This is a genomic window from Corynebacterium sp. MC3, from assembly GCF_900099485.1.
GTDB lineage: Bacteria > Actinomycetota > Actinomycetes > Mycobacteriales > Mycobacteriaceae > Corynebacterium > Corynebacterium pseudogenitalium.
In genome coordinates this window covers 1-20,608 of record NZ_LT622814.1, presented here as the reverse complement: position 1 = coordinate 20,608, position 20,608 = coordinate 1, and the positions used below count along the sequence as shown (strand labels likewise).

Below are 20,608 nucleotides of genomic sequence, written 5' to 3'. Positions count from 1 at the left end.
CCGTCGGGCGGTGCGCTGTCCTCACCGGGCGGCACGCCGAAGAGATCCGCGCCGGGCTCTTATCCACATCTATGTGTGTATAAGAGACAGTCGTGTTCCTTCATCCGGCGCATCCGGCCGGACATGCCACGCGTGCCTCTCCGCGGCAGCGTGTGATCCACCACCGAGTGGCCCTGGGCGCGGCGGCGCAGCGTCGAATCCGTCAGCTGCACCTCCACCCCGAAGCGCTGCATCACCTCGGCGATCGTGTGCGGTGCCGTGGTGTCCGGCGCGGTCACCCACGCCATCTTCGTCGGATACACCAGGCGCGCCTGCACGCCTGGCAGCTCTTCGAGGGCCTCCTCGATGTCGCGCAGCTGCGCGCCGTCCTCCAGGCCCTCGAGCTCGAACGCGTAGGAAGCGTGGGGGCGCAACGGGTTGCCGTTGCTGTCCTCGGAGTGGCGCGAGTCCGGGTCGAACCCGGCGTCCTTGGCCGCCAGGCGGGCGTCGTCAATTGAGCGCGTCACATTATCAGCCATGCGCCGTTACTCCACTTCTTCCCTACTGCTGCTACTGCTCAGCCGGACGCAGGTAGTCCTGCGATTCCTTCCGGGAAGCATAGAACAGCCCCAATGCTCCCGCCACACCGACCACGATCTGCACCGCACCGTCGACGGCGAACAGCGCAACCGGCACTTTAGTCGCAGCGGGCGTCATCAAGAAGAGCGTGAGCACGCGCACCGCGAAGAAGACCGAGAAGACCTGCAGCACCCGCGTGGCGTTGAGCATCCACTTTCCGCGGCGCTGCACTGAGCGCAGCGCCAGGCAAAACACCACGATGATGCCCAGCTGCAGCAACGCCATCAGCACAACCGTGGCGTACATGCTCGCCTGCATCATGTTCTCCGGCAGCGCCTCCGACTGGTTCTTCGCGGCCTGCTTCGCCGCCTCGCGCAGCGCAGCCGGGTCGAGCACCGTCACCACCACGGCGAGGATCTGGTGCAGGAGCTCACCGAGGATCATCACTGCCCACGCGCCGAGGAGATAGCGCACCGCCTCGGGCTGTTGCTGCGTCGGCTCGTCCTTCCGGTGTCTCGGTGGCAGGGCCGGGGCCTGCGCCGCGGGAGGTGTGTTAGCCATGAAGCTCCTTCAGCGCACGCGCGCCCTCGATTGCGTAGTACGTCAAAATCTGGTCCGCGCCAGCACGCTTGATAGAGGTCAGCGACTCCATCATGGTCGCCTCGAAGTCGATCCAACCGTTTTGACCAGCGGCCACCATCATCGCGTACTCGCCCGAAACCTGGTACGCCGCCACCGGCACCGGCGACATGTCCGCCACGCGGCTGAGCACATCCAGGTACGGCAGCGCAGGCTTGACCATGACGAAGTCCGCGCCTTCCTCAATATCGAGCTCGGTCTCGAGCAGGGACTCGCGCACGTTCGCCGGGTCCTGCTGGTACGTGCGGCGGTCGCCCTTCAGGGAGGAGCCGACCGCGTCGCGGAACGGCCCGAAGAACTTCGACGCGTACTTCGCCGAGTACGCCATGATGGCCACGTCCTGGTAGCCCTCGGCGTCGAGCCCCTCGCGGATCACGCCGATCTGCCCGTCCATCATCCCCGACGGGCTCACGATGTGCGCGCCCGCAGCGGCCTGCGCCAGCGCCATATCGCGGTAGAGATCCAAGGTGGCATCGTTATCCACCACCTGGTTGCCATACTTATCGACGCCCACTACGCCACAGTGCCCGTGGTCCGTGAACTCATCCAGGCAGGTGTCTGCCATAATCAGCAGATCCTCGCCGAACTCCTCGCGCAGTGCGCGCACGTTCCGGTTCAGGATGCCCTCCGGGTCCCACGCGACGGAACCCGTGGCGTCCTTATCCTCATCGAGCGGCACGCCGAAGAGGTCCACACAGCGGATCCCCTCCTCGAGTGCCTCGTGGCAGATCGCCTTCAGGGTGTCCGTGGTGTGCTGGTACACGCCCGGCATGGAGGCAATCTCTCGGCGTTCGGTGATGCCATCAGCCACGAACAACGGCAAAATAAAATCGGCCGGAGCCAGTCGCGTCTCCGCGGTGAGCTGCCGAATCGCAGGATTCTGGCGGAGGCGACGTGGACGGCGTGGAAGATGATATGTAGTCATGTGCTACATCATAACGCCGGTTTCCGACGCGCCCTCCGCTTCTTCCGCGGCGGCGGCAGCTCCCCAGCTGCCCGCAGGGCAGCGACGTGCTCGGCAAGCGCGTCCACCAGCGACGGCACGTCCGCAACCTCTGGTACGACGTCGACACGCAGCCCCTGCTCGCGCGCTGCCTCAGCCGCCATTGGGCCGATGCACGCGATGATCGTGCGCTGGTGCGGCTTGCCCGCGATGCCAACCAGGTTGCGCACCGTCGAGCCGGACGTGAAACAGACTGCGTCAAAACCGCCGGTCTTGATCATGTCGCGCACCTCAGGAGCCGGCGGGGCCGCGCGCACCGTGCGGTAGGCCACGACGTCCTCGACGTCCCAGCCCTTCTCAATCAGGCCATCCACCAGCACGTTCGTTCCGATGTCCGCCCGCGGCAGCAGCACCCGCGAGACCGGGTCGATGTCCTCGACGTACTCGGGGAACACCTCCACCAGGCCAGCGGCGTTCTGTTTCGTGCGGTGCGGCAGCAGCTCCGGGCTCATCCCTAGCGCGCGCAGCGCCTCCGCCGTCTTGCGGCCGACCGCCGCCAGGTGCACACCCGCGAACGCGCGGGCGTCCAAGCCAAGCTGCTCGAACTTCTTCCACACCGCGTGCACAGCGTTCGTCGAGGTGAACACCACCCACTGGTAGCGACCCTCCACGATGCCCTTAATCGCGCGGTCCATCTGCGCCGGGTTGCGCGGCGGCTCCAGAGAAATCGTCGGCACCGACTGCGGGATCGCCCCGTACGACGCCAGGCGGCTGCTCATCGCCTCCGCCTGCTCCTTCGCACGCGGCACCAGCACTCGCCACCCGTACAAAGGACGGTTTTCCCACCACGAAAACTTCGATCGATCATCATTCACAGTACCGAGCGTCACCACCAAAGAACCAGGCAGATCCGCCGTCACCGAGTCCATGGTTGCCAGGGTCTCCAGGGTCGCATCGACCGTGCGCTGCAGCCGCGTCGTTCCGTTGGCCGTGACGCTGCACGCCAGCTCACCCGGGAACCCGCGCTGCATCAACTGCGACGCCATCTCCGGCAGCTGCTCGCGCACCGCCTGCAACACCAACGGCTGCGGCGCCTGCGACAACTGGTCCCAGTCCACCGGCCCGTTCGCCAGATCTGCTTCCGTATACGTTGAACCGAGCGCGATACCCGCAAAGGACGGCACCGTCGACGGCAGCGACATCCCCGGCACAATCTGGAACTCCAGGCCGGCGGCCGCCACCGCGGCGATCTCCTCCCGCACCGCATCGCGCGTCAGCGGGTTCCCGCTGACCAGACGGATCACATCCCCGTCACCGTCATCCCCCTTGCGGATCACCTCGGCCGCCGCCTGCAGCGCCGAGCGCAACCGCGCAACAATATCGTCCGTGCCAAGCGGCACCTCTTCAACCTCAGCCGCGGTTGGGTCCGCAGGCTTCGGCGGGCGGCGCCGCGCCCCGGAGGCCTTCGCCTCCGCACACATCGCCTCATACTGGGCCTCCGCGGCGTCGATCTTCTCCTGCGGCACCGCGCACGCTGCGGCAAGAACATTTCGGACACCCTCAAGAACATCCGGTTCCACCAACGCGATAGAATTGCGTTCCATCACCTGGCGAGCGCGAATCGTCAGCAAATCGGGATTGCCAGGTCCGGCACCGACGAAGATCACCTTCCCCGGCTGGGGCGTGATTGAGGGCAGTGTCATCAAAATGGTCTTTTCTGGTCTTGTATAAGGCGTAAAGAAGTGTCCCGGCGTACAGCGAGTCCCAAAGGGACCCCTATACACCGAGACGATTGGACGTATGGTAGTTACACCTTAATTTGCATACGCCGTGTTTCAAAACCTGTTTCAAAACCAGTCTGAAAACTTACTGCATAATTTCTGCCGCCCCGCGCCCAATCAGCGTCTGCGCAAGCTGTGTGCCCAGCTCACGGGCGTCCGTGCCTGTTGCCTCCTCAATCAGCTGCTTGGAGCCATCCAGGGCGAATACCCCCGCCCGCAAGGTAATGGTGCCGTCAGCGATGGTCGCGTGCGCCGCAACCGGGGCCGTGCAACCCGCTTCCAGGGTTGCCAGCACCTGGCGCTCCGCCGCCGCGCACGCAAAGGAATCCGCATGCAGCAGCTTGTCCAGGCCCTCGCGCAGCGCGGTGTCGTCGACGCGGCACTCGACGGCCAGCGCGCCCTGCGCCGGAGCCGGCATGAACACCTCAGCATCGAAGACTTGGGTGGCGCGGTCCGCGAACCCACCACGGACCAAGCCCGCATATGCCAGGACAATCGCGTCCATCTCGCCGCTTTCCACCCGGCCCATGCGCGTCTCAATGTTGCCTCGCAGCGGGAGGATCTCAAGGTCAGGGCGCAGCGCGCGCAGCTGGGAAACACGGCGCGGCGCCGAGGTGCCCACCTTCGCGCCCTTCGGCAGCGTGTCCAGCGTCAGGCCGTCGCGGGCGATGAGTGCCTCGCGGTGGTCTTCGCGCTCCGGAACGATCAGGTAGGTGCGGGGCTCTGGGGCCGTCGGCAAGTCCTTGAAGGAGTGCACGGCGACGTCCACCTCGCCGTCGAAGAGGGCGTCGCGAAGCGCAGACGTAAACACGCCGACGCCGATGCGTTCCACCGGCGCGTGGGAAACATCCCCGGCAGTTTTCACAATGTGCAGCTCAGACGGGTAACCGTGCGCGATCAGGGCATCACGCATGTGACCCGCCTGCGTCGTGGCCAAGTGCGAACCCCGCGTACCAATTTTCAGCATGTAAATTACGACTCCTTCAACTTCAATTCGTCGGGACTCGGCAACCGGTCCATATCAGTAGCGGCCGACACGGGGCGCACCCCAAACAGTTCCTCAACGGCGGTCTCCAGGCTAATCGAGTCCGAGCTCGCCGCCAGCTCCTTAATCTTCACCGTCGGCTTATGCAGCAGCTTATCCACCACACGCTTCACCGACCGCGCCACCTGCTGGAAGTCCTCTTCACCCAGGTCAGGAAGACGCTTGCGCAGCCGCGCCAGCTCCTCCTCCGAGATCTCCGCGCCAATCCGGCGCAGCTGCGCCACCGCCGGCGCCACCTCGCGCATCCGCTGCTCGGAGCTAAACACCTGCACCTCCTCGGCCACGATCGCCTCCGCGGCCTGCAGCGCCTTCGAGTCCTCCGAGTCCGCGTTGTGCAGCTGCTCATGCAGGTACTCAATGTTGATCAGGTGCACGCCTTCGTGTTCCAGCACCGAGTTGTCAATATCGCGCGGCAGCGACAAATCAATCAGCATCGTCGGCCCCGAGATGTCCTCGCCCGAAATGGTGAACCCATCCGACGCCGTCGCCGACACCGTAATATCCACACGGCCCAGCGCCCCCGCGCGCGCATTGAAGTCCACGACCTCCGCAGCCACCCCGGCCTCCCGGGCGTGCTCCGCCAACCGCTCCGCGCGCGAGCGAGTGCGGTTCGCAATAATCAACTTATCGACGCCCCTCTTGCCCAAATGCGTCGCCGCCAACGAGCTCATCGCACCAGCCCCCAACACCAGCGCAGTCTGGCCCTCCAGCGTGTCCACCCCCATCGTCTCCATCGCCGTATCCAGCGCGAAGGTCACCATCGAGCCGCCCGCATCATCAATCGACGTCTCCGTATGCACACGCTTGCCCGTATGCAACGCCGACTGCGCCAACGAATGCAACGCCGGGCCCACCGTGCCCTGCTCCGCCGCGTGCGTATACGCGGTACGCACCTGCCCGATGATCTGCTGCTCCCCCACCACCATGGAATCCAGGCCGGACGCGACCGTCAACAAGTGCTCCGCAGCCGCGTCCGAATACCGCACGTACAGGTAGCCGCGCAGCTCCGCCTCACTCACCCCGGAGACCTCGGCCAGCACCGCCAACACATCCTGCACACCCGCATGGAACGCGTTGGCAACCGTGTACACCTCCAGCCGGTTACACGTCGAAATGATCATCGCCTCAGACAACGACGGGCGCTCCACCAGCGCCGACGCCGCCGAATGCTGCACCGCATCATCCATACTCAAGCGTTCCAACAACGCAACGGGCGCCGAGCGGTGCGACATCCCTACAACGAGAACACTCACTCAATCCCTCCAGTCAGCCGTGAATCAAACCAAAGGATAGCGCGTCACTCTGACAGCGCCTCGGCCAGGTCCGCGTTATCCACTTCCCAACACGCGAACTCGTCCCCATCAATCACCACAACTGGGACGCGATCCCCGAACTCGGCGTTGAGTGACGGAGAGGCGTCGACATCAACAAGCGTGAGCTGCGCGCCGCACTGCTCGACCACCGGGGCGATCTGCGCAGCCACCCGCTCGCATGACCCGCAGGTCGCGCGCACCATCAGTTCAACCTGTTTCATCTCTCCGCCAATCTTGTTTACGATACAAGCTATCACGTCTGCCACACGGTGAAAGGCTCGCTGGCAATGTCCGACCACAAAGAACTCCTGGCCCAATGGTCACTCACCCAAGGCAACCTTCGCCGCTTCCTCGAAGAAGTTGCCCTCCCACCTCTTGACGCCGAATCCCAGCGCACCGCTGGTAACGCCGCCGCAGCCGCCGCCATCGAAGAAACCTTCGGCATCAGCATCGAAGAATTCGCCACCGGCGTCGACTCCGTCGGCGGCGCCTTCAAAACCGCCGGCCGGGAGAAAATCACCCAGCCCGACCCCGACGTCCCCCAAGACACCGAGGCGGCCGCGTTCTTCGACATCGACAACACCCTCATCCAGGGCTCCTCGCTCATCCTGCTGGCCAAGGGCCTGGCCAAGCAGCGCTTCATCACCCTTCGCGAGCTCCTCCCCGCGCTGACCAAGCAAATCCGCTACCGCGTCTCCGGCTCCGAAAGCGCCAAAGACATCGCCAAAGGCCGCGAGCAGGCCCTCCAAGTAGTCAAAGGCAAGAACGTCGAGCAGCTCAAAGAGCTCTGCGCCGAAATCGTCGACCGCCAAATGCTCGACAAGACCTACCAATCAACTATCGACGCCGCGTCCCGCCACATCGCCCAAGGCCAACAAGTCTGGCTGGTCTCCGCCACCCCGGTCCAAATCGGCCAGGCGCTCGCGGAACGCCTCGGCTTCACCGGTGCCCTCGGCACCGTCGCCGAAGAGGAAGACGGCAAGTTCACCGGCCGCCTCGTCGGCGACATCCTCCACGGCCCCGGCAAGCAGCACGCCGTGGCGGCACTGGCCGCGATTCAGAAGCTCGACCTGGCAAAGTGCACCGCCTACTCCGACAGCATCAACGACCTGCCGATGCTGTCCATGGTCGGCAACCCCGTTGCCATCAACCCTGACCGTGCGCTGCGCCGCTACGCGACCGGCCAAGGCTGGACCATCGAGGACTACCGCTCCCTACGCCGGTACATGCTCCCGGCCCTCGGCGCTCTGGCGGGTGGCACGCTCGCTGCCGGTGTCGCGGCTGGCGTGGTGGCGCTGCGTCGACGGTAGTTTTTTGGTGCGGGCATCACCGCTCAAGCCACTCCGAACGCAGCAATCCGTGGCGGGAGCATGCCGCCGACCACGCCATCGGCGAAATCTTCACCACCATCCGCCGCTGACACAGCGGGCAGATACGTGGCGCGTCGTAGGGGCGGGCCGGGTCGAGGGGCCAGGCGATGTCGCCAGAGAGGATGGCGTCGGCAAGATCGGTGTTGTCTGGAATGCGCATCAGAGTGACTTGATCGTGTCGTAGAGGATGCCGTGGCCGGAGTTCACCTTCTGGCCGACGGGTGTAATACCCAGGTTGATGCGCGGCCGGGAGCTCCCGTCGAGGACGCGGTCCACGGCGTCGCGGTCCTTCTCTATCGGACGGCCAAACGTGGTCAGGTAATTACCGCCGATGATGGCGTTCGCGCCGCCCATCAGGCCGACTTCGGTGCCGTCGTCGCCAAGCGCGAGCTCCGTGCCACCGGCAAAACGGAGCTGGGTTGTGGGCATGGCCAGGCGGAACGCCGCAACGGCACGAAGCGCCTCCCCCTGCGGGACGAGTGGCCGGTCGGCGAACGGGGTGCCGGGACGTGGGTCGAGGAAGTTCATCGGCACCTCGTGAGGCTGGATCTCGGCAAGCTGCGTGGCGAATTCGGCACGCTGCTCGATCGTCTCCCCCAGACCAATGATCCCGCCACAGCAGGTCTCCATCCCCTCAGCGAGCACGTGCTCGAGAGTGTCTTTGCGCTCCTGCCAGGTGTGGGTGGTGACCACGTTCGGGAAGAAGGATTCGGCGGTTTCGAAGTTGTGGTTATAGCGGGACACGCCCATCTGCGCGAGTTGGCGCGCCTGTTCACGGGTCAGAATGCCAAGCGAGGCAGAAATAGAGATGTCCACCTCCTCCCGAATGGCAGTCACCGCCGCCGCGACCTGGTCCAGCAGGTCCTGCGTCGGGCCTTTCACGGCGGCGACAATACAAAACTCGGAGGCGCCCATTTTCTCGGACTGCTTCGCGGCCTCCACGAGCTCGTCGATATTCAGGGTGACGGCACGGACCGGGGACTCGAACAGTCCGGACTGGGAGCAGAAGTGGCAGTCCTCGGGGCAGCCGCCGGTCTTTAAGGAGATGATGCCCTCCAGGGAGACGTCGACGCCACAGTGCTTGATGCGAACCTGATGGGCAAGGTCGAGCAGTTCCGGCAGGCGCTCGTCCTCGATGGTGAGGATCTGCACGAGCTCTTCCTTGTTCAGGCCTTCGCCGCGCTCAAGGGCTTTTTCGCGTGCGATATCGAGGATGTCGGTCATGGTAATGCGCTCCGTTCAGTGCGGGGACGTGTTGTAAGTACGCATCAGTGTAGACCGCAATTGAACACCGTTCAGGTGTTTCGTGCCCCAACCTCCACCCACATCAAAAAGTTCCCGCGATCACAGAAATCCGAGGAACTTTTCGCAATTTCGGGGTACTCCACCCGCCCGAACACCCGCCTGACCTGCAAAGTGTAGTAACAGGAATGTAGTAATCCTCGAAAAGGGGAGCGCGGACATTTCGTTGGAGTGTTGAGGGCTGGAAGGTATTCCGATGCCCGCAAAGTTCCCCGACACCGTCCGCGAGTCCGCGGTCGACAAGTACTTCGAAGGCATGACCACCCCCGAGGTCTGCGACTGGGTAGCACACGTTACCGGCCGACGCCCCGCAGCAGGCTCGGTGAAAAACTGGATTACTGACAGACGCAACGGCTACATCCGATCTGATGGTCCCCCAACCGCGGAGGCGATCGCCAAAGCCGTCGCGCGCAGACTGACCTCCACGAAGTCACTGCGCCGGATCGCGGCGGAGTTCCAGGTGTCATTTCACTCGGTAGGCAGGTGGACGCGTGAATTATGGCCTGACGAAGAAGAACGCAACGACGCAGCGTCGATGACGTTCGATGCGGCATATCAAGCCACAATGAAACGCGTGAGTTATAACCGCAAAACCAAACGAGCCCGCAAACACCAACGAACCACCATCAACCGCAACACTGCGACACCGCCACGCCCGGTTGATGAGTGGTTGCCCGGGCCTGGCCCAATACCTGACTTGGATGCTTTGCCGGATGATCCGGAAGTGTTGAAAAAGATGCTGGCTGATGAACGTGACCGCCAAGCAGTCAAAGACGCGATTATTGAAGTACTCATGGGTGGTGAGACGCAGGGAAAAGTCACCGTCCGTGACGGTGTACTCACGACAGCGGCGAAGGCCGCCGTCGTTGTTGCCATCACGGACGCCCGCGGTGTCTCTATCAAGAAAGCGTGTCAGCTTGTTGGTATTGCCGAGTCAACGTTTTATCACCACCAGGGCAAGCATCAGCGTGTGCTGGCCCGGCGTAGTGCGCGTCGTGAGCAGTACAAACCGATGATCCTGCAAGCAGTTGCCGAGTCGAATCAAAGCTATGGGTATCGGCGTATCCATGCCTGGCTGAAAGCTCGAGGACATCGGGTATCGGAAAAGATCGTGCGTGAGTTAATGGGTGAACTTGCATGCAGGCCACCGGCGAAGCAGTCAACGAAGTACTCGTCCTACACCGGTGAGACCGCCCACAGTCCAGCAAACCTCCTGTTGGTCAAACCCCGCACCACTGCGTGTGCATGTCACGACACCGCACAGCAGCCAACGCCTGAAGTCATCGAGCTATCTGAGCACTTTCGCACCCACGCTGATGCCAAGGGATTAATCCATGATTTTCATGCTGATACACCGTGGGAAAAAATCGGTACCGATGTCACAGAAATCCACTGCCCAGACGGCAAACTCTATCTGTCTGCCGCTATTGACTTCTATGACGGAATGCCCATTGCGGTGACCATGTCGACATCACCGAATCATGATCTGGTCGCAGACATGATCGCGCGTATTGATGCGGTAAAACCTGACGGGGTGCAGCCAATTATCCATTCTGACCGGGGTGGACTCTACCGCAGCACTAAGTGGGTGAAGTTGATTACCGATCACACGCATAACCGCCTGGACTGTCCGAAGTGTCAGGAAGGCAAGTGGTGTCGGGCCAGGTGGCGCTACATCCCGTCACTATCCAGGAAGGGCACCAGTGGTGATAACGCGCGCACAGAAGGGTTCTTCGGCACGATGAAACAAGAACTACTCAAAGGCAGGGCGCATACGTCGCAGATGACAGTTGCGCAGATGCGCGAGTATATTGAGTCCTACATTGACTTCTATATCCATACAAGGTTGAAGTCGACACTTGGTGATGGTTATACGACCATCGCTGAGCATAGACAGGCACTGAGTGCATAACTACGAGACAAAGTCCCTCGTGATGCACTCCAACAAAACATCCGCAGCCCCAAGGGGGCCAAAACGGGGATTACTACAATCCTGTTACTACCATTTGGGTTTTAGCCACGCCCACAACCGCATTTCCCCAGGCTAATTCGCTCGCTCACCGGTATGGAGCGCGAGCCACACGCATGAAAAAACGCCCGCTCCAACCATGTGGTGCGGGCGCTGCAAAAGCTTACTTGCCAAGCTTACGACGCTGAACACGCGTGCGGCGAAGCATCTTGCGGTGCTTCTTCTTGGACATACGCTTGCGGCGCTTCTTAATCACTGAACCCATAAGGTTTCCTCGTTTCTTCGTAGTACGTTCTTGACGTGCCAGCATTCACTCGTGGTGTACGCAATGGGTGTAAGCATACAACCAAGGTGTTTGGCACTCAAAAAGGTTCGGGCAAGGTGAGTGCTATTTATCCGACGTCGTACACGGAGGATTCAAGGTACTCACTGACCGCCGTTTCGTTGACACGGAAGGAGCGGCCGACGCGTACTGCCGGCAGCTCACCCGAGTGCAACAAGCGGTAGACCGTCATCTTGGAGACGCGCATAATTTCGGCGACTTCAGCGACGGTTAAGAACTTGCCTTTATCTTCATTTGCCATTAATTCATAAACCCTTCAGCACGGTCGCGCTGCAGGCTTCCCCTCCTGCAGGACGAAACACGCACGTGCTTCAAACAACCTTATCGTGAACACTGGGCCTAATGCGACTCATGTGCCGATACTTTTTCAAAGTGCCTGGAGAAACACCCCGTATCTGGTGTGAAAGCGGTGACTGCTGTGGCTCAAAAGGCTCAGTATTCCTCGGAGCGCGTCGCGCAGGCGTCGGTGGCGCGGTAGATCGCGGCGCGTAGGCCGGACTCCTCGAGTTCCCGGATTGCGGCGACGGTCGTGCCGCCCGGTGAGGAGACGGCGGCGCGCAGGCCGACAGGGTCGGGGTGCTGGTCCAGGAGCGCTCCGGCGCCGGCGCAGGTTTGGGTGGCCAGTTCCGTGGCGAGGTCCCGGGGCAGTCCGAGGGCAACGCCGGCGTCGATAAGTGCTTCGGTGAGCAGGAAGTAGTAGGCGGGCCCCGAACCCGAGAGCGCCGTGACGGCGTGCATTGCCTTTTCGGGGACGGCGACGACGCGGCCCGCGGACGTCAAGAGCTTTTCGACGGCCTCCCGCTGCTCGTCTTCCACGTAGCGGCCGGCGGAGACGGCGAGCACGCCCTTGCCCACGAGCATCGGGGTGTTCGGCATCACGCGCATGATGGGGGTGCCCGCGGACGAGATGGCCTCTTCCATGTCGGCGATGTCGACGCCGGCTGCCATCGAGACGAGCACGGTGGGCACCGAGTTGCTCGCGACGGTCTCCGCGATCTCCCCGATCACGTCAATGATCTGGTTGGGTTTGACGCACAGGAAGACAACGTCGGCGTCGGTGGCGGCCTCGACGTTGTCCGTCGTGGCCTGGATGGCGTAGCGCTCGGCGAGCGCCGCCACGCGCTCCTCGGAGCGGCAGGTGGCAATGAGGTGGTGCGGTTCAACCTTTGAGGCGATCAGCCCCTGCAGCAGGGCCTCGCCGATATTGCCAACGCCAATGATTGCGATTTTTTCCATGCACCACACACTAGCGCCACGGGGGCACTGTGGTGGAAAACGCCCTTAGAGCAGGGCCGGGCCGAACGCCATGACCAGGGCGGCAACGCCCGCGAGCGTCATGGTCAGACCATCGCGGCCAGTGTGCATCGCGCGCACACCGAAGACGACGCCCGCAACAGCGGCGGCGCCCAGGATGGCTGCGAGTGCGGTTGCCAGGTTCGCCCAGATCCAGCTGAACAGCATGAACCCGAGCACGCCCAGGACTACGCCGATGAACACGAAGAGCACCAGCATGATGGGGTTGACGGCGCCGTCGTCATCGATTTCGGCGACCTCGGCGGCTTCAGCCTTTTCGACGTCCACATCCTCAGCATGCTCGTCGTCGAAGAGGTCGAGCGCGTCTTCCTCGGCGGGTTTCTCAGCAGACTCAGTCCTGGTGCGCTGCGCTGGCTCCTTGGTGTCCTCCACGACGCGGATCTGCGTCGTTTCGTCCTCGGAAGGGCTGGCCTTCTGCGCGGCAGGCGCAGGCGCGGGCGGGTCAACCGGCTTCTCGGCCGCAGGCTTTGCAGCCGCAGGTTTCTCGGCAGCAGGCTTCTCTGCAGCAGGCTCAGGCTTCGCCGGTGCGGGTTCGGCTGGTGCGTCGAGTGGCACGCTGGAGTGCTTCGCTTCGGCCGGGCGGGCGTCGACAGCCTTGAAGGAGCCGGTCAGCTCCGCGACCGAGACGCCGCCTTCCTCCAAGCTGCGGCGTCGGCGGGGACGCTTACCCACGTCCGGGTTGGTTTTCTGGGCCCGGGCGAGGAGCTCCGCAACCGTCAGCTGCTTGTCCTCAGACATCAGTCGTTGTCTCCTTCGTCATCTCCTAAGTCATGCCCTTGGTCGATCCAACGGAGGATCACGCCTTCTCGTAGCGCCCATGGACAGATCTCTAACTTATCAAGCTTAAGCGCTCGCATGGCAGCCTCTGCAACTAGGGCACCCGCAACGATCTGGTGTGAGCGGTCGGCGCTGATGCCTTCGAGCTCCGCACGGTCGGCTGCGGTCATGCGGGAGATGAATGCGATGAGCTGGCGCAGGCCCGGCGCGGTGAGGGTTCGCTTCACGAAAGGCCCAGCTGAGGAGGGTGCAGCGCCGGTTAGCCGGGCGAGGGAGCGGAACGTCTTCGAGGTGCCGACGGCCAGCCCCGCCTCCCCCAGCGCGTGGAACTCCCGGGCGGGCCCGGCGAGTTCAGCGTCGATGTAGTCGCGCAGCAGGTTGATCTTTTTGCGCTCGGGCGGGTCGGATTCGAACCACTCGTGGGTGAGCCGCCCGGCGCCCAGGTCGAGGGACACGGCCAGGTCGGGGCTTTCTTCGGTGCCGGTGGACATCTCCAGGGAGCCGCCGCCGATGTCCAGGTTGGTGATGCGCCCGGCAGACCAGCCGTACCAGCGGCGCACCGCGAGGAACGTCAGCCGCGCCTCCTCCTCGCCGGAGAGGACTTCGAGGCGCACGCCGGTTTTCTTCTCAACCTTCTTGAGCACTTCCTCGGAGTTCGTTGCCGAGCGCACGGCGGACGTCGCAAAGGCGAGGAACTCCTCGCACTTCAGCTTGTTGCTTAAGCCGGCGGCTTCTCCCACGGCGTCGATAAGCTTGTCGACGCCCTTCGGCGCAATGTTGCCCTCATCGTCGAGGAGTTCGACGAGCCGGAGTGGCTGCTTCCAGTCACTCATCGGGGTGGGGCGGCCGCCACTGCGGGCATCGACCCCCACGAGATGCACCGTGTTGCTGCCTACGTCTAATACACCTAATCGCACACCCTCAGCGTAGTGCGTCTACGGTGTGTTGGTGTGAATCAACCAGTTTTTCTCGGATTCCCCGCCGAATCCCCCGCCGGCCGCTCGATCCTCGCGGGACGCGAAGTGCCCACCGACTTCCCCCGCGAATGGTTCGTGTTCATGCACCCGGAGGACCCGCTGCACTACTTCAGCATCGACCTGACGTGGGTGGAATCCACCTGGTCGTGCCGGTTTGGCACGCCGCAGTGCCACGGGATTGATGAGGACTTCTCCGTTGTCGGCTGCTGCATCCACGGCGCGTACCTCTCCGACGAAACGGACCGCGACGACCTCTATAATGCGGTCGCCGAGATGCCCGCGAAGTACTGGCAGCTGCGCCCCCGCGACGTCGATTCCTACATCGCAGCCGCCGACCCCACCATCCTCGAGCCCTGGCTGGAGTGGGACGACACCGAAGAAGAGGACGACGGCCCACACATCAAGACGCGCGTGGTGGATGGCGCCTGCATCTTCGCCAACCGCACCGGCGCCGAAACCGGCCCGGGCTGTTCCCTGCACCAGTGGGCGATGGCGGAAGGCCGCAACATCATCGGATCCAAACCGGAAGTGTGCTGGCAAGTGCCGTTTTCCCGGGAGGACTCCTGGGAGGAACGCGCCGACGGCCAGGAGATCCTGCGCACCACCATCGGCGAGTACGACCGGCGCCAGTGGGGTGGCGGCGGCGAAGACTTCGACTGGTGGTGCACCGACGCGCCCGCCTGCCACACCGGCGGTACACCCGTGTGGCAGTCGATGAAGCAGGAGCTACAGCAGCTCATTGGCGAGAAGCCCTACGAGGTCCTCGCCGCGCACTGCGCCGCCCGCGCGAAACTCCCGCGTGAGGCGAAGACCACGCACCCGGCCAGCGATCAGGCCTCGAACTTGTAGCCCAGGCCGCGCACCGTCACCAGCTGCTTCGGCTTCGACGGCTCCTCCTCGATCTTTGAGCGCAGCCGTTTGACGTGCACGTCCAGGGTCTTGGTGTCGCCGACGTAGTCCGCACCCCAGATCATGTCGATGAGCTGGGAACGCGTAAGCACCCGGCCGGCGTTGCGCATCAGGTACTCCAGCAGGTCGAACTCCTTGAGCGGCATGCGGACTGGTTGGCCGTCGACAAGCACGCTGTGGCGCTCGACGTCCATGGTGACGCGGCCGCCGATGAGTACGTCGCGGCTCGGCTCGTCCTTTTCCTCCGCCGCCGACTCCCCGCCGCGGCGCAGCACCGCCCGGATGCGCGCAATGAGCTCGCGAGTCGAGTACGGCTTGGTCACGTAGTCATCCGCGCCGAGCTCGAGGCCCACCACCTTATCGATCTCCGAGTCACGCGCCGTGACCATAATGATCGGCACCGACGAACTCGCGCGCAGCTTCCGGCACACATCCGTGCCGCTCATGCCCGGCAGCATCAGGTCCAACAGGACAAGATCGACCTCGTTGGCCTCGAACGCCTCGAGCGCCGCCGGGCCGTCGGCCGCCCACACCGTGGAAAAGCCCTCCTTTTCCAGCAGATACGACAGCGGATCCGCCAGGGACTCTTCATCTTCAACGATCAGGATCTTCGTAGACACGGTTAGGGAAACCCTCCTGCAAAAGCTACATCGGCAACTCGAGCGTGAAAGTCGACCCGGTCCCCGGGCGCGACCACACTCTGATAGTACCCCCGTGGTTTTGCGCCACATGCTTCACGATGGCCAAACCCAAGCCAGTCCCCCCAGTCGAGCGCGACCTCGCCTTATCGACGCGGTAAAAACGCTCAAACACGCGCTTCTGATCCTCCAGCGCAATCCCGATCCCGCGGTCAGTGACGCGCACAAGCGCCACCTTCTGCTTCCCGGACATACGCACCTGCTGCGTAATACTCACCGGCTGGCCGTCCGGCGAGTAGTTAATGGCGTTCGACACCAGGTTGCTCACCGCGGACGTCAGCAGGGACTGGTCCCCCATCACCGTAATCCCGGTGGGTTCTCCACGGATCAGGTCGATGTTACGGCCCTCGGCGGTGACGTGGTTGCGGGTGATGGCGTCGTCAATCACCTCGTCGAGGCTCACCGGCGACATCTCAGGCAACGCCTCCGCACCCTGCAGCTTCGACAGCGAAATCAGGTCCGTGATCATGTCGCCCATCCGGTGAGCCTCCTTCAGCACCTTCGTGCCGAAGTAGTCCACCATCTCCGGGTCATCCGGGTCCTGCAGCAGCGCCTCCGCGAGTAGCGCCATCCCGCCGACCGGCGTCTTCAGCTCGTGCGAGACGTTCGCCACGAAGTCGCGGCGCGCGTGCTCCATCCGCACGTTCTCGGACTCGTCCGTGCTGTAAGCAATCACGTAGGAGTTCTCCGTCAGCGTCAGCGGTTTGACCACCACGCGCACGTTCCGAATGCGGGACCCCGTCGCGCGAATCGGCAGGTCAAGGTCAAGGACGTGCGTCTCCTGATCCTCAAAGACCTGCTGTGCGGTCTCCCACACCTCCGGCTGCACCGTGCGGTCATACACCAGCGACATATCGTGCGCCCTCGCGTTCGAGAGCAGCACCTTGCCCTCCTGGTTCATCACCGCAATCCCCGTCGGCGAGCCCTGCACCGCCAGCTGCAGCACCTCACTAATCGTGGCCGCCCTACGGGAATCCGAACCACCATCAACCCGGTTGCGTAAACGCCAACGCAGCGCCCGCCGCACCAACGGTGCAGCAAGCGCTGCGAGAACTACGCCCCCTAAAAACGCCAGTAGCGGGGACAATGTGGCTACTTACTTCTGGCCCTGGTTAGCAACCGCAGCAGCACCTGCCGCAGCCGCCTCCGGATCGAGGTACGTGCCGCCTGGGTTGAGCACCTTGCCCTTGCTGTCAATCTCGTAGACCAACGGCATGCCGGTCGGGATGTTCAGACCAGCAATGTCATCGTCGGAGATGTTGTCCAGGTACTTCACCAGCGCGCGCAGCGAGTTACCGTGCGCAGCCAGCATGACCGTCTTGCCGTCGAGAACCTCAGGCAGGATGACGTCGATGTAGAACGGCAGGAAGCGCTCCACAACGTCCTTCAGGCACTCCGTGCGAGGGACCTCTGGGAGGAACGCGTAACGCACGTCGTCGGTCTGGGAGTGCTCGTTGTCGGCGTCGATTTCTGGTGGCGGAGTGTCGTAGGAACGGCGCCAGCTCATGAACTGCTCCTCGCCGTACTCCTCACGGATCTCTGCCTTGTTCAGGCCCTGCAGCTTGCCGTAGTGACGCTCGTTGAGGCGCCAGTTACGCACAACTGGGATCCAGTGACGGTCCGCAGCGTTCAGCGCGATGTTCGCGGTGCGGATCGCACGACGCAGCAGCGACGTGAACACGATGTCCGGCAGCACGCCCTTTTCTGCCATCAACTTACCGGCGTTGACGGCTTCCTGCTCACCCTGCTCGGTCAGATTGACATCGACCCAGCCGGTGAACTGGTTGGACTTGTTCCATTCACTTTGTCCGTGACGGACAAGAATCAACTTTCCATTCGTCATGGCACCAATCATGCCACGAATCGTATGATTTTTCTTTAAGGTTGGGTCTCATGATCTACGCCAACGCCGTCGCCGCCGCGCTCTCCGTCGCACTTCTCGCACCTGGGGCGCCATTTCGCGTCCTCCCCGAGCAGCCGCCGACCACAATGCGAGTGGGCAATCACACAATTTCCATCCCCGAACACGCCAGCGCCGCGTCCTGCTCCCAAGGCTTCAGCGGCACCATCAACGGCCAGCTCGTCATGCTCACCGCCGGCCACTGCTTCGACCTTTCCCAAGGCGTCGACAACGAGCCCACCGACGTCATGCGCACCCACCGCGTCGAAGTACCTATCGACGCCAGCTACCGCCCCATCGGCACCCCAACCAATCTCAAACCCTCCACCGACTACGCCGACGTCTACCTCCCCTCACAGTTCTTCTGGGACACCGTCAACACCCCGGACTGGGGCGTCGTCACCGCCGCCCCCGGCACCCCAGCCACCCGCATGTCCTTCTCGCGCGACGCCAACGGCCACGCCCACGGCGCACCCCGCGAACTGCGCTACATCCAGGACACTCGCAACCTGCCCTACAGCTACTTCGACACTTCCAACTTCGGCCAGCCCATCTGCAAAGACGGCGCCACCACCGGCCGCACCTGCGGCCACCAACTCGCCCGTTCCCGCAACAGCATCTACTCCTGGGGCCTGCGCTACGAACACGGCGACTCCGGCGGCATCAACTACGACCCCCGCGACGGCGCTGTCCTCGGCGTCAGCTCCATGGGCATAGGACCCCTCGGCAAAGCCCAGCGTGCCGACCGCATCATCGAAGACGCCTTCAACGTCCCCGACGGCAAAGTCAACGAAGCCTTCACCCTCCCCGACTCCACCGCGCCCCACGGCAACTTCACCCCGCTCAACCAGGAGCAAGGCGCCCTCATGCACCAGATCATGCAGGACAACCCCGAACTGAAACCGAGCAAGACCGGCAAGCAGGGCTTCGACGAGGCCGTCACCGCCGCCCAACGTGACGCCGAAGTTGCCGCCCAGCGCGCCGGCCAGGTCCGCACTGTTGAGCAGGCACAACGCCTCGCCGCCGACGTCTCAGGTGCGGTCGATCACCACGCGCAGCAGCTCGGCAAGTGGGGTGCCGCCGCGGCGGTGGAGGCGATCGGGCGGTAGTCCGGGGCGGTGCGGTGGCGATCGGTTAAGGCATCATCTTTATCTTTGTGAGGTGTTGTACGAAAACCTTTAAGTCTGTTGGTTTTTACGTCATCACAGCCAGGGGACTGGAACACCCCAATTCGATAAATGTGGACCTACCGCATAGGCAGCCCCACCAAGAACGGCCAAGACCGCTAGAGCTATCCGCAAGGCCAAAATAGGCGACCCTTTGGCAAACGTGGAGGCATACTTCGCTAGGGCCACGTCTGCCGACGTATATGCCTGAGATGGACAAATTGGGCCACCAATTGCAGGCTGGACTGGAGACTTCTTCAGCTCACGACACTTCGCTGCTTCTTCTTCTGATGTCACCCCCCAGCGCATCGCCTCGCTCATCTCTTCAGACTCCTCACGATGCTTGAATACATACCACATAGCATCAGCGAAATCGAACACGTTGTCTGTTTTGCTCGACGCCACTGTTGCTCCCACAGTTTGGTCAACCGAAACCGCTGCACCAACACCGTGGGTAACCCCAGGCACAACTGTAACCAACGCAGTCATGCCACACACTAGAAATCTTCGCTGCATCTTCTTTACTTTCCGCACGACGATCCCCCACAAGAACTGCCTGGGAGCTTCGAACGCTCATGGACACCAAGGGACTTACGATTAAATTTCGCCGTAACACCGCCCCGCCAAGCTCGGTGCTTCTGAGCTTGAGTCAAGCTTTGATTTTGTACCGTTTTTTGTATCCAACCCAAATTCGAGTCGATTTTTGCAGCCGATCCAGACCCAATGCACTGCTTCCGCCCAGAGCTATCATTCTGGATTTCAGTAGTCGAAGCAACCCCAACTATCTCATTCCCGGCAAAAACCGCTGCACCAGAGTCACCGTGACACAAATTGGCGTCGCCGGTTGGGTCTAAACGCATTTGATCGGAGTAAACGTCTCCCCTGGTGGTATGAACCAGGTAATCAACTACCCCCACACGAAAGTCTGCTGCCGACGAAAAATTATTGCGCTGCCCAACCTGCCCCGAATAGCCAATTACTCGAACGCCGTCACCCACTCGTGGCGGCCTCGCACTCAACTCAAATTTTCTAGCATTAATTCCAGTTCCCACACGTATGAGCGCAAGATCGTGCTCCGGGTCGGGAGCCATTTCAATTAACTCAATCCCGGCAAATTCACCATCAGACTGCTGGATAAATCCAATTGAATTCAATTCATCCTCAACACAGTGCCGAGCCGTCAGCCAGTAATAATCTCCAATATAGTTGGCTGTACATGTTCGCTCCGATTTTAATCCGTCAGAGAAATATAAGGCACCGATCCTATTGTCGTATGTAGGAGTTTTATTGGTAGTGAACCAGTCCAACCCCTCATCGTACGGTTCATTTCCATCAGACTCATCCACCCAATGTTGTTCCTCACCACCTTCATATAACTCATTGACCTGCTCTCCAGCCTCTTGAGCCTGCACAACACTCACCGGCGTCCCTACAGCGCCAAAAGCGAAGACAAGCAGAAGACCCTCAACCAAAACTCGATACCGCACAGTAGCTCCTTAACGAAAGATTAACGGTCCGATCCTTTTCGATTTGATCGTAGCACAGTCCCACCAGTATTTACGTCATAATTGGTGCTACATACTCTGAATACATTTCACCCGACC

The 20,608-nt window shown here is 62.4% G+C and carries 23 protein-coding genes; 4 read left to right on the top strand and 19 right to left on the bottom strand.

What is annotated here, in order from left to right:
- Positions 1 to 59 precede the first annotated feature (59 nt).
- The 7 genes from BQ4436_RS12490 to BQ4436_RS04780 all read right to left on the bottom strand — a co-directional run bounded on the left by BQ4436_RS12490 (position 60) and on the right by BQ4436_RS04780 (position 6,500).
- Positions 60 to 518 (bottom strand): hypothetical protein, encoded by a 459-nt coding sequence (locus BQ4436_RS12490; RefSeq protein ID WP_083329447.1) that lies wholly within the window; start codon positions 516 to 518, stop codon positions 60 to 62.
- A gap of 31 nt (positions 519 to 549) precedes the next feature.
- Positions 550 to 1,119: a hypothetical protein gene (locus tag BQ4436_RS04805; protein WP_083329446.1), complete on the bottom strand. Its 570-nt coding sequence runs from the start codon at positions 1,117 to 1,119 to the stop codon at positions 550 to 552.
- Positions 1,112 to 2,122, bottom strand: coding sequence for a porphobilinogen synthase (gene hemB / locus BQ4436_RS04800; protein WP_070975694.1), 1,011 nt, complete (start codon positions 2,120 to 2,122; stop codon positions 1,112 to 1,114). Before hemB ends, BQ4436_RS04805 begins: the two co-directional genes overlap by 8 nt.
- Before the next feature lie 8 nt (positions 2,123 to 2,130).
- Positions 2,131 to 3,843 (bottom strand): bifunctional uroporphyrinogen-III C-methyltransferase/uroporphyrinogen-III synthase, encoded by a 1,713-nt coding sequence (locus tag BQ4436_RS04795; RefSeq protein ID WP_070363197.1) that lies wholly within the window; start codon positions 3,841 to 3,843, stop codon positions 2,131 to 2,133.
- Positions 3,844 to 4,006: 163 nt separating this feature from the next.
- The gene (gene hemC, locus BQ4436_RS04790; RefSeq protein ID WP_070975693.1) at positions 4,007 to 4,888 is read right to left on the bottom strand and encodes a hydroxymethylbilane synthase; all 882 of its coding nucleotides are present in this window, start codon (positions 4,886 to 4,888) and stop codon (positions 4,007 to 4,009) included.
- A 5-nt stretch (positions 4,889 to 4,893) separates the two neighbouring features.
- A complete protein-coding gene (locus BQ4436_RS04785) occupies positions 4,894 to 6,219 on the bottom strand; it encodes a glutamyl-tRNA reductase (protein WP_083329445.1) in 1,326 nt (441 codons plus the stop codon).
- A gap of 44 nt (positions 6,220 to 6,263) precedes the next feature.
- A complete protein-coding gene (locus tag BQ4436_RS04780; RefSeq protein WP_070363200.1) occupies positions 6,264 to 6,500 on the bottom strand; it encodes a glutaredoxin family protein in 237 nt (78 codons plus the stop codon).
- A gap of 66 nt (positions 6,501 to 6,566) precedes the next feature.
- On the opposite strand from BQ4436_RS04780, the gene BQ4436_RS04775 reads away from it, so the two are divergent.
- A complete protein-coding gene (locus BQ4436_RS04775; protein ID WP_070975691.1) occupies positions 6,567 to 7,589 on the top strand; it encodes an HAD-IB family hydrolase in 1,023 nt (340 codons plus the stop codon).
- A 16-nt stretch (positions 7,590 to 7,605) separates the two neighbouring features.
- Here BQ4436_RS04775 and BQ4436_RS04770 read toward each other — a convergent pair whose 3' ends face one another.
- Both BQ4436_RS04770 and bioB read right to left on the bottom strand, forming a co-directional pair.
- On the bottom strand, positions 7,606 to 7,809 hold the full coding sequence (locus BQ4436_RS04770; protein WP_070363202.1) for a biotin synthase auxiliary protein BsaP: 204 nt from the start codon (positions 7,807 to 7,809) through the stop codon (positions 7,606 to 7,608).
- Positions 7,809 to 8,873 (bottom strand): biotin synthase BioB, encoded by a 1,065-nt coding sequence (bioB, locus tag BQ4436_RS04765; RefSeq protein WP_070975690.1) that lies wholly within the window; start codon positions 8,871 to 8,873, stop codon positions 7,809 to 7,811. The genes BQ4436_RS04770 and bioB overlap by 1 nt, the downstream gene beginning before the upstream one ends.
- A 274-nt stretch (positions 8,874 to 9,147) precedes the next feature.
- On the opposite strand from bioB, the gene BQ4436_RS04760 reads away from it, so the two are divergent.
- Positions 9,148 to 10,863 carry an IS3 family transposase gene (locus BQ4436_RS04760; protein WP_070975207.1) on the top strand — a complete coding sequence of 572 codons (1,716 nt, stop codon included), beginning with the start codon at positions 9,148 to 9,150 and terminating at the stop codon, positions 10,861 to 10,863.
- 220 nt (positions 10,864 to 11,083) lie between these two features.
- On the opposite strand, the gene BQ4436_RS11630 is transcribed toward BQ4436_RS04760, so the two are convergent.
- The 5 genes from BQ4436_RS11630 to BQ4436_RS04740 all read right to left on the bottom strand — a co-directional run bounded on the left by BQ4436_RS11630 (position 11,084) and on the right by BQ4436_RS04740 (position 14,271).
- Positions 11,084 to 11,185: a 30S ribosomal protein bS22 gene (locus BQ4436_RS11630; protein WP_003855542.1), complete on the bottom strand. Its 102-nt coding sequence runs from the start codon at positions 11,183 to 11,185 to the stop codon at positions 11,084 to 11,086.
- Between the two features lie 127 nt (positions 11,186 to 11,312).
- Positions 11,313 to 11,504 carry a helix-turn-helix domain-containing protein gene (locus BQ4436_RS04755; RefSeq protein ID WP_070363204.1) on the bottom strand — a complete coding sequence of 64 codons (192 nt, stop codon included), beginning with the start codon at positions 11,502 to 11,504 and terminating at the stop codon, positions 11,313 to 11,315.
- A gap of 191 nt (positions 11,505 to 11,695) precedes the next feature.
- Complete coding sequence (gene proC, locus BQ4436_RS04750) at positions 11,696 to 12,499, bottom strand: pyrroline-5-carboxylate reductase (RefSeq protein WP_070976016.1); 804 nt, start codon at positions 12,497 to 12,499, stop codon at positions 11,696 to 11,698.
- Positions 12,500 to 12,544: 45 nt separating this feature from the next.
- Positions 12,545 to 13,315, bottom strand: a complete 771-nt coding sequence (locus tag BQ4436_RS04745) for a hypothetical protein (RefSeq protein WP_070975689.1) — start codon at positions 13,313 to 13,315, stop codon at positions 12,545 to 12,547.
- A complete protein-coding gene (locus tag BQ4436_RS04740) occupies positions 13,315 to 14,271 on the bottom strand; it encodes a Ppx/GppA family phosphatase (RefSeq protein ID WP_070975688.1) in 957 nt (318 codons plus the stop codon). Before BQ4436_RS04740 ends, BQ4436_RS04745 begins: the two co-directional genes overlap by 1 nt.
- 33 nt (positions 14,272 to 14,304) lie before the next feature.
- Between BQ4436_RS04740 and BQ4436_RS04735 the strand changes: the two genes are divergently transcribed.
- Positions 14,305 to 15,180: a DUF3109 family protein gene (locus BQ4436_RS04735; protein WP_070975687.1), complete on the top strand. Its 876-nt coding sequence runs from the start codon at positions 14,305 to 14,307 to the stop codon at positions 15,178 to 15,180.
- On the opposite strand, the gene BQ4436_RS04730 is transcribed toward BQ4436_RS04735, so the two are convergent.
- Genes BQ4436_RS04730 through BQ4436_RS04720 form a run of 3 tightly spaced genes read right to left on the bottom strand, consistent with a single transcriptional unit; the run spans position 15,162 to position 17,781 of the window.
- Positions 15,162 to 15,860, bottom strand: coding sequence for a response regulator transcription factor (locus BQ4436_RS04730; RefSeq protein WP_070363208.1), 699 nt, complete (start codon positions 15,858 to 15,860; stop codon positions 15,162 to 15,164). The genes BQ4436_RS04735 and BQ4436_RS04730 overlap by 19 nt on opposite strands.
- Before the next feature lie 25 nt (positions 15,861 to 15,885).
- Complete coding sequence (locus BQ4436_RS04725) at positions 15,886 to 17,025, bottom strand: sensor histidine kinase (RefSeq protein WP_083329444.1); 1,140 nt, start codon at positions 17,023 to 17,025, stop codon at positions 15,886 to 15,888.
- A gap of 9 nt (positions 17,026 to 17,034) precedes the next feature.
- Positions 17,035 to 17,781: a phosphoglyceromutase gene (locus BQ4436_RS04720; protein ID WP_070976015.1), complete on the bottom strand. Its 747-nt coding sequence runs from the start codon at positions 17,779 to 17,781 to the stop codon at positions 17,035 to 17,037.
- 50 nt (positions 17,782 to 17,831) lie between these two features.
- On the opposite strand from BQ4436_RS04720, the gene BQ4436_RS04715 reads away from it, so the two are divergent.
- Positions 17,832 to 18,947 (top strand): chymotrypsin family serine protease, encoded by a 1,116-nt coding sequence (locus BQ4436_RS04715; RefSeq protein WP_070975685.1) that lies wholly within the window; start codon positions 17,832 to 17,834, stop codon positions 18,945 to 18,947.
- Between the two features lie 93 nt (positions 18,948 to 19,040).
- On the opposite strand, the gene BQ4436_RS11985 is transcribed toward BQ4436_RS04715, so the two are convergent.
- Both BQ4436_RS11985 and BQ4436_RS11625 read right to left on the bottom strand, forming a co-directional pair.
- Entirely contained in the window at positions 19,041 to 19,493 is a 453-nt protein-coding gene (locus BQ4436_RS11985) for a hypothetical protein (protein ID WP_143000818.1), read from the bottom strand.
- A gap of 32 nt (positions 19,494 to 19,525) precedes the next feature.
- On the bottom strand, positions 19,526 to 20,491 hold the full coding sequence (locus BQ4436_RS11625; RefSeq protein WP_083329443.1) for a S1 family peptidase: 966 nt from the start codon (positions 20,489 to 20,491) through the stop codon (positions 19,526 to 19,528).
- Between the last annotated feature and the right edge of the window lie 117 nt (positions 20,492 to 20,608).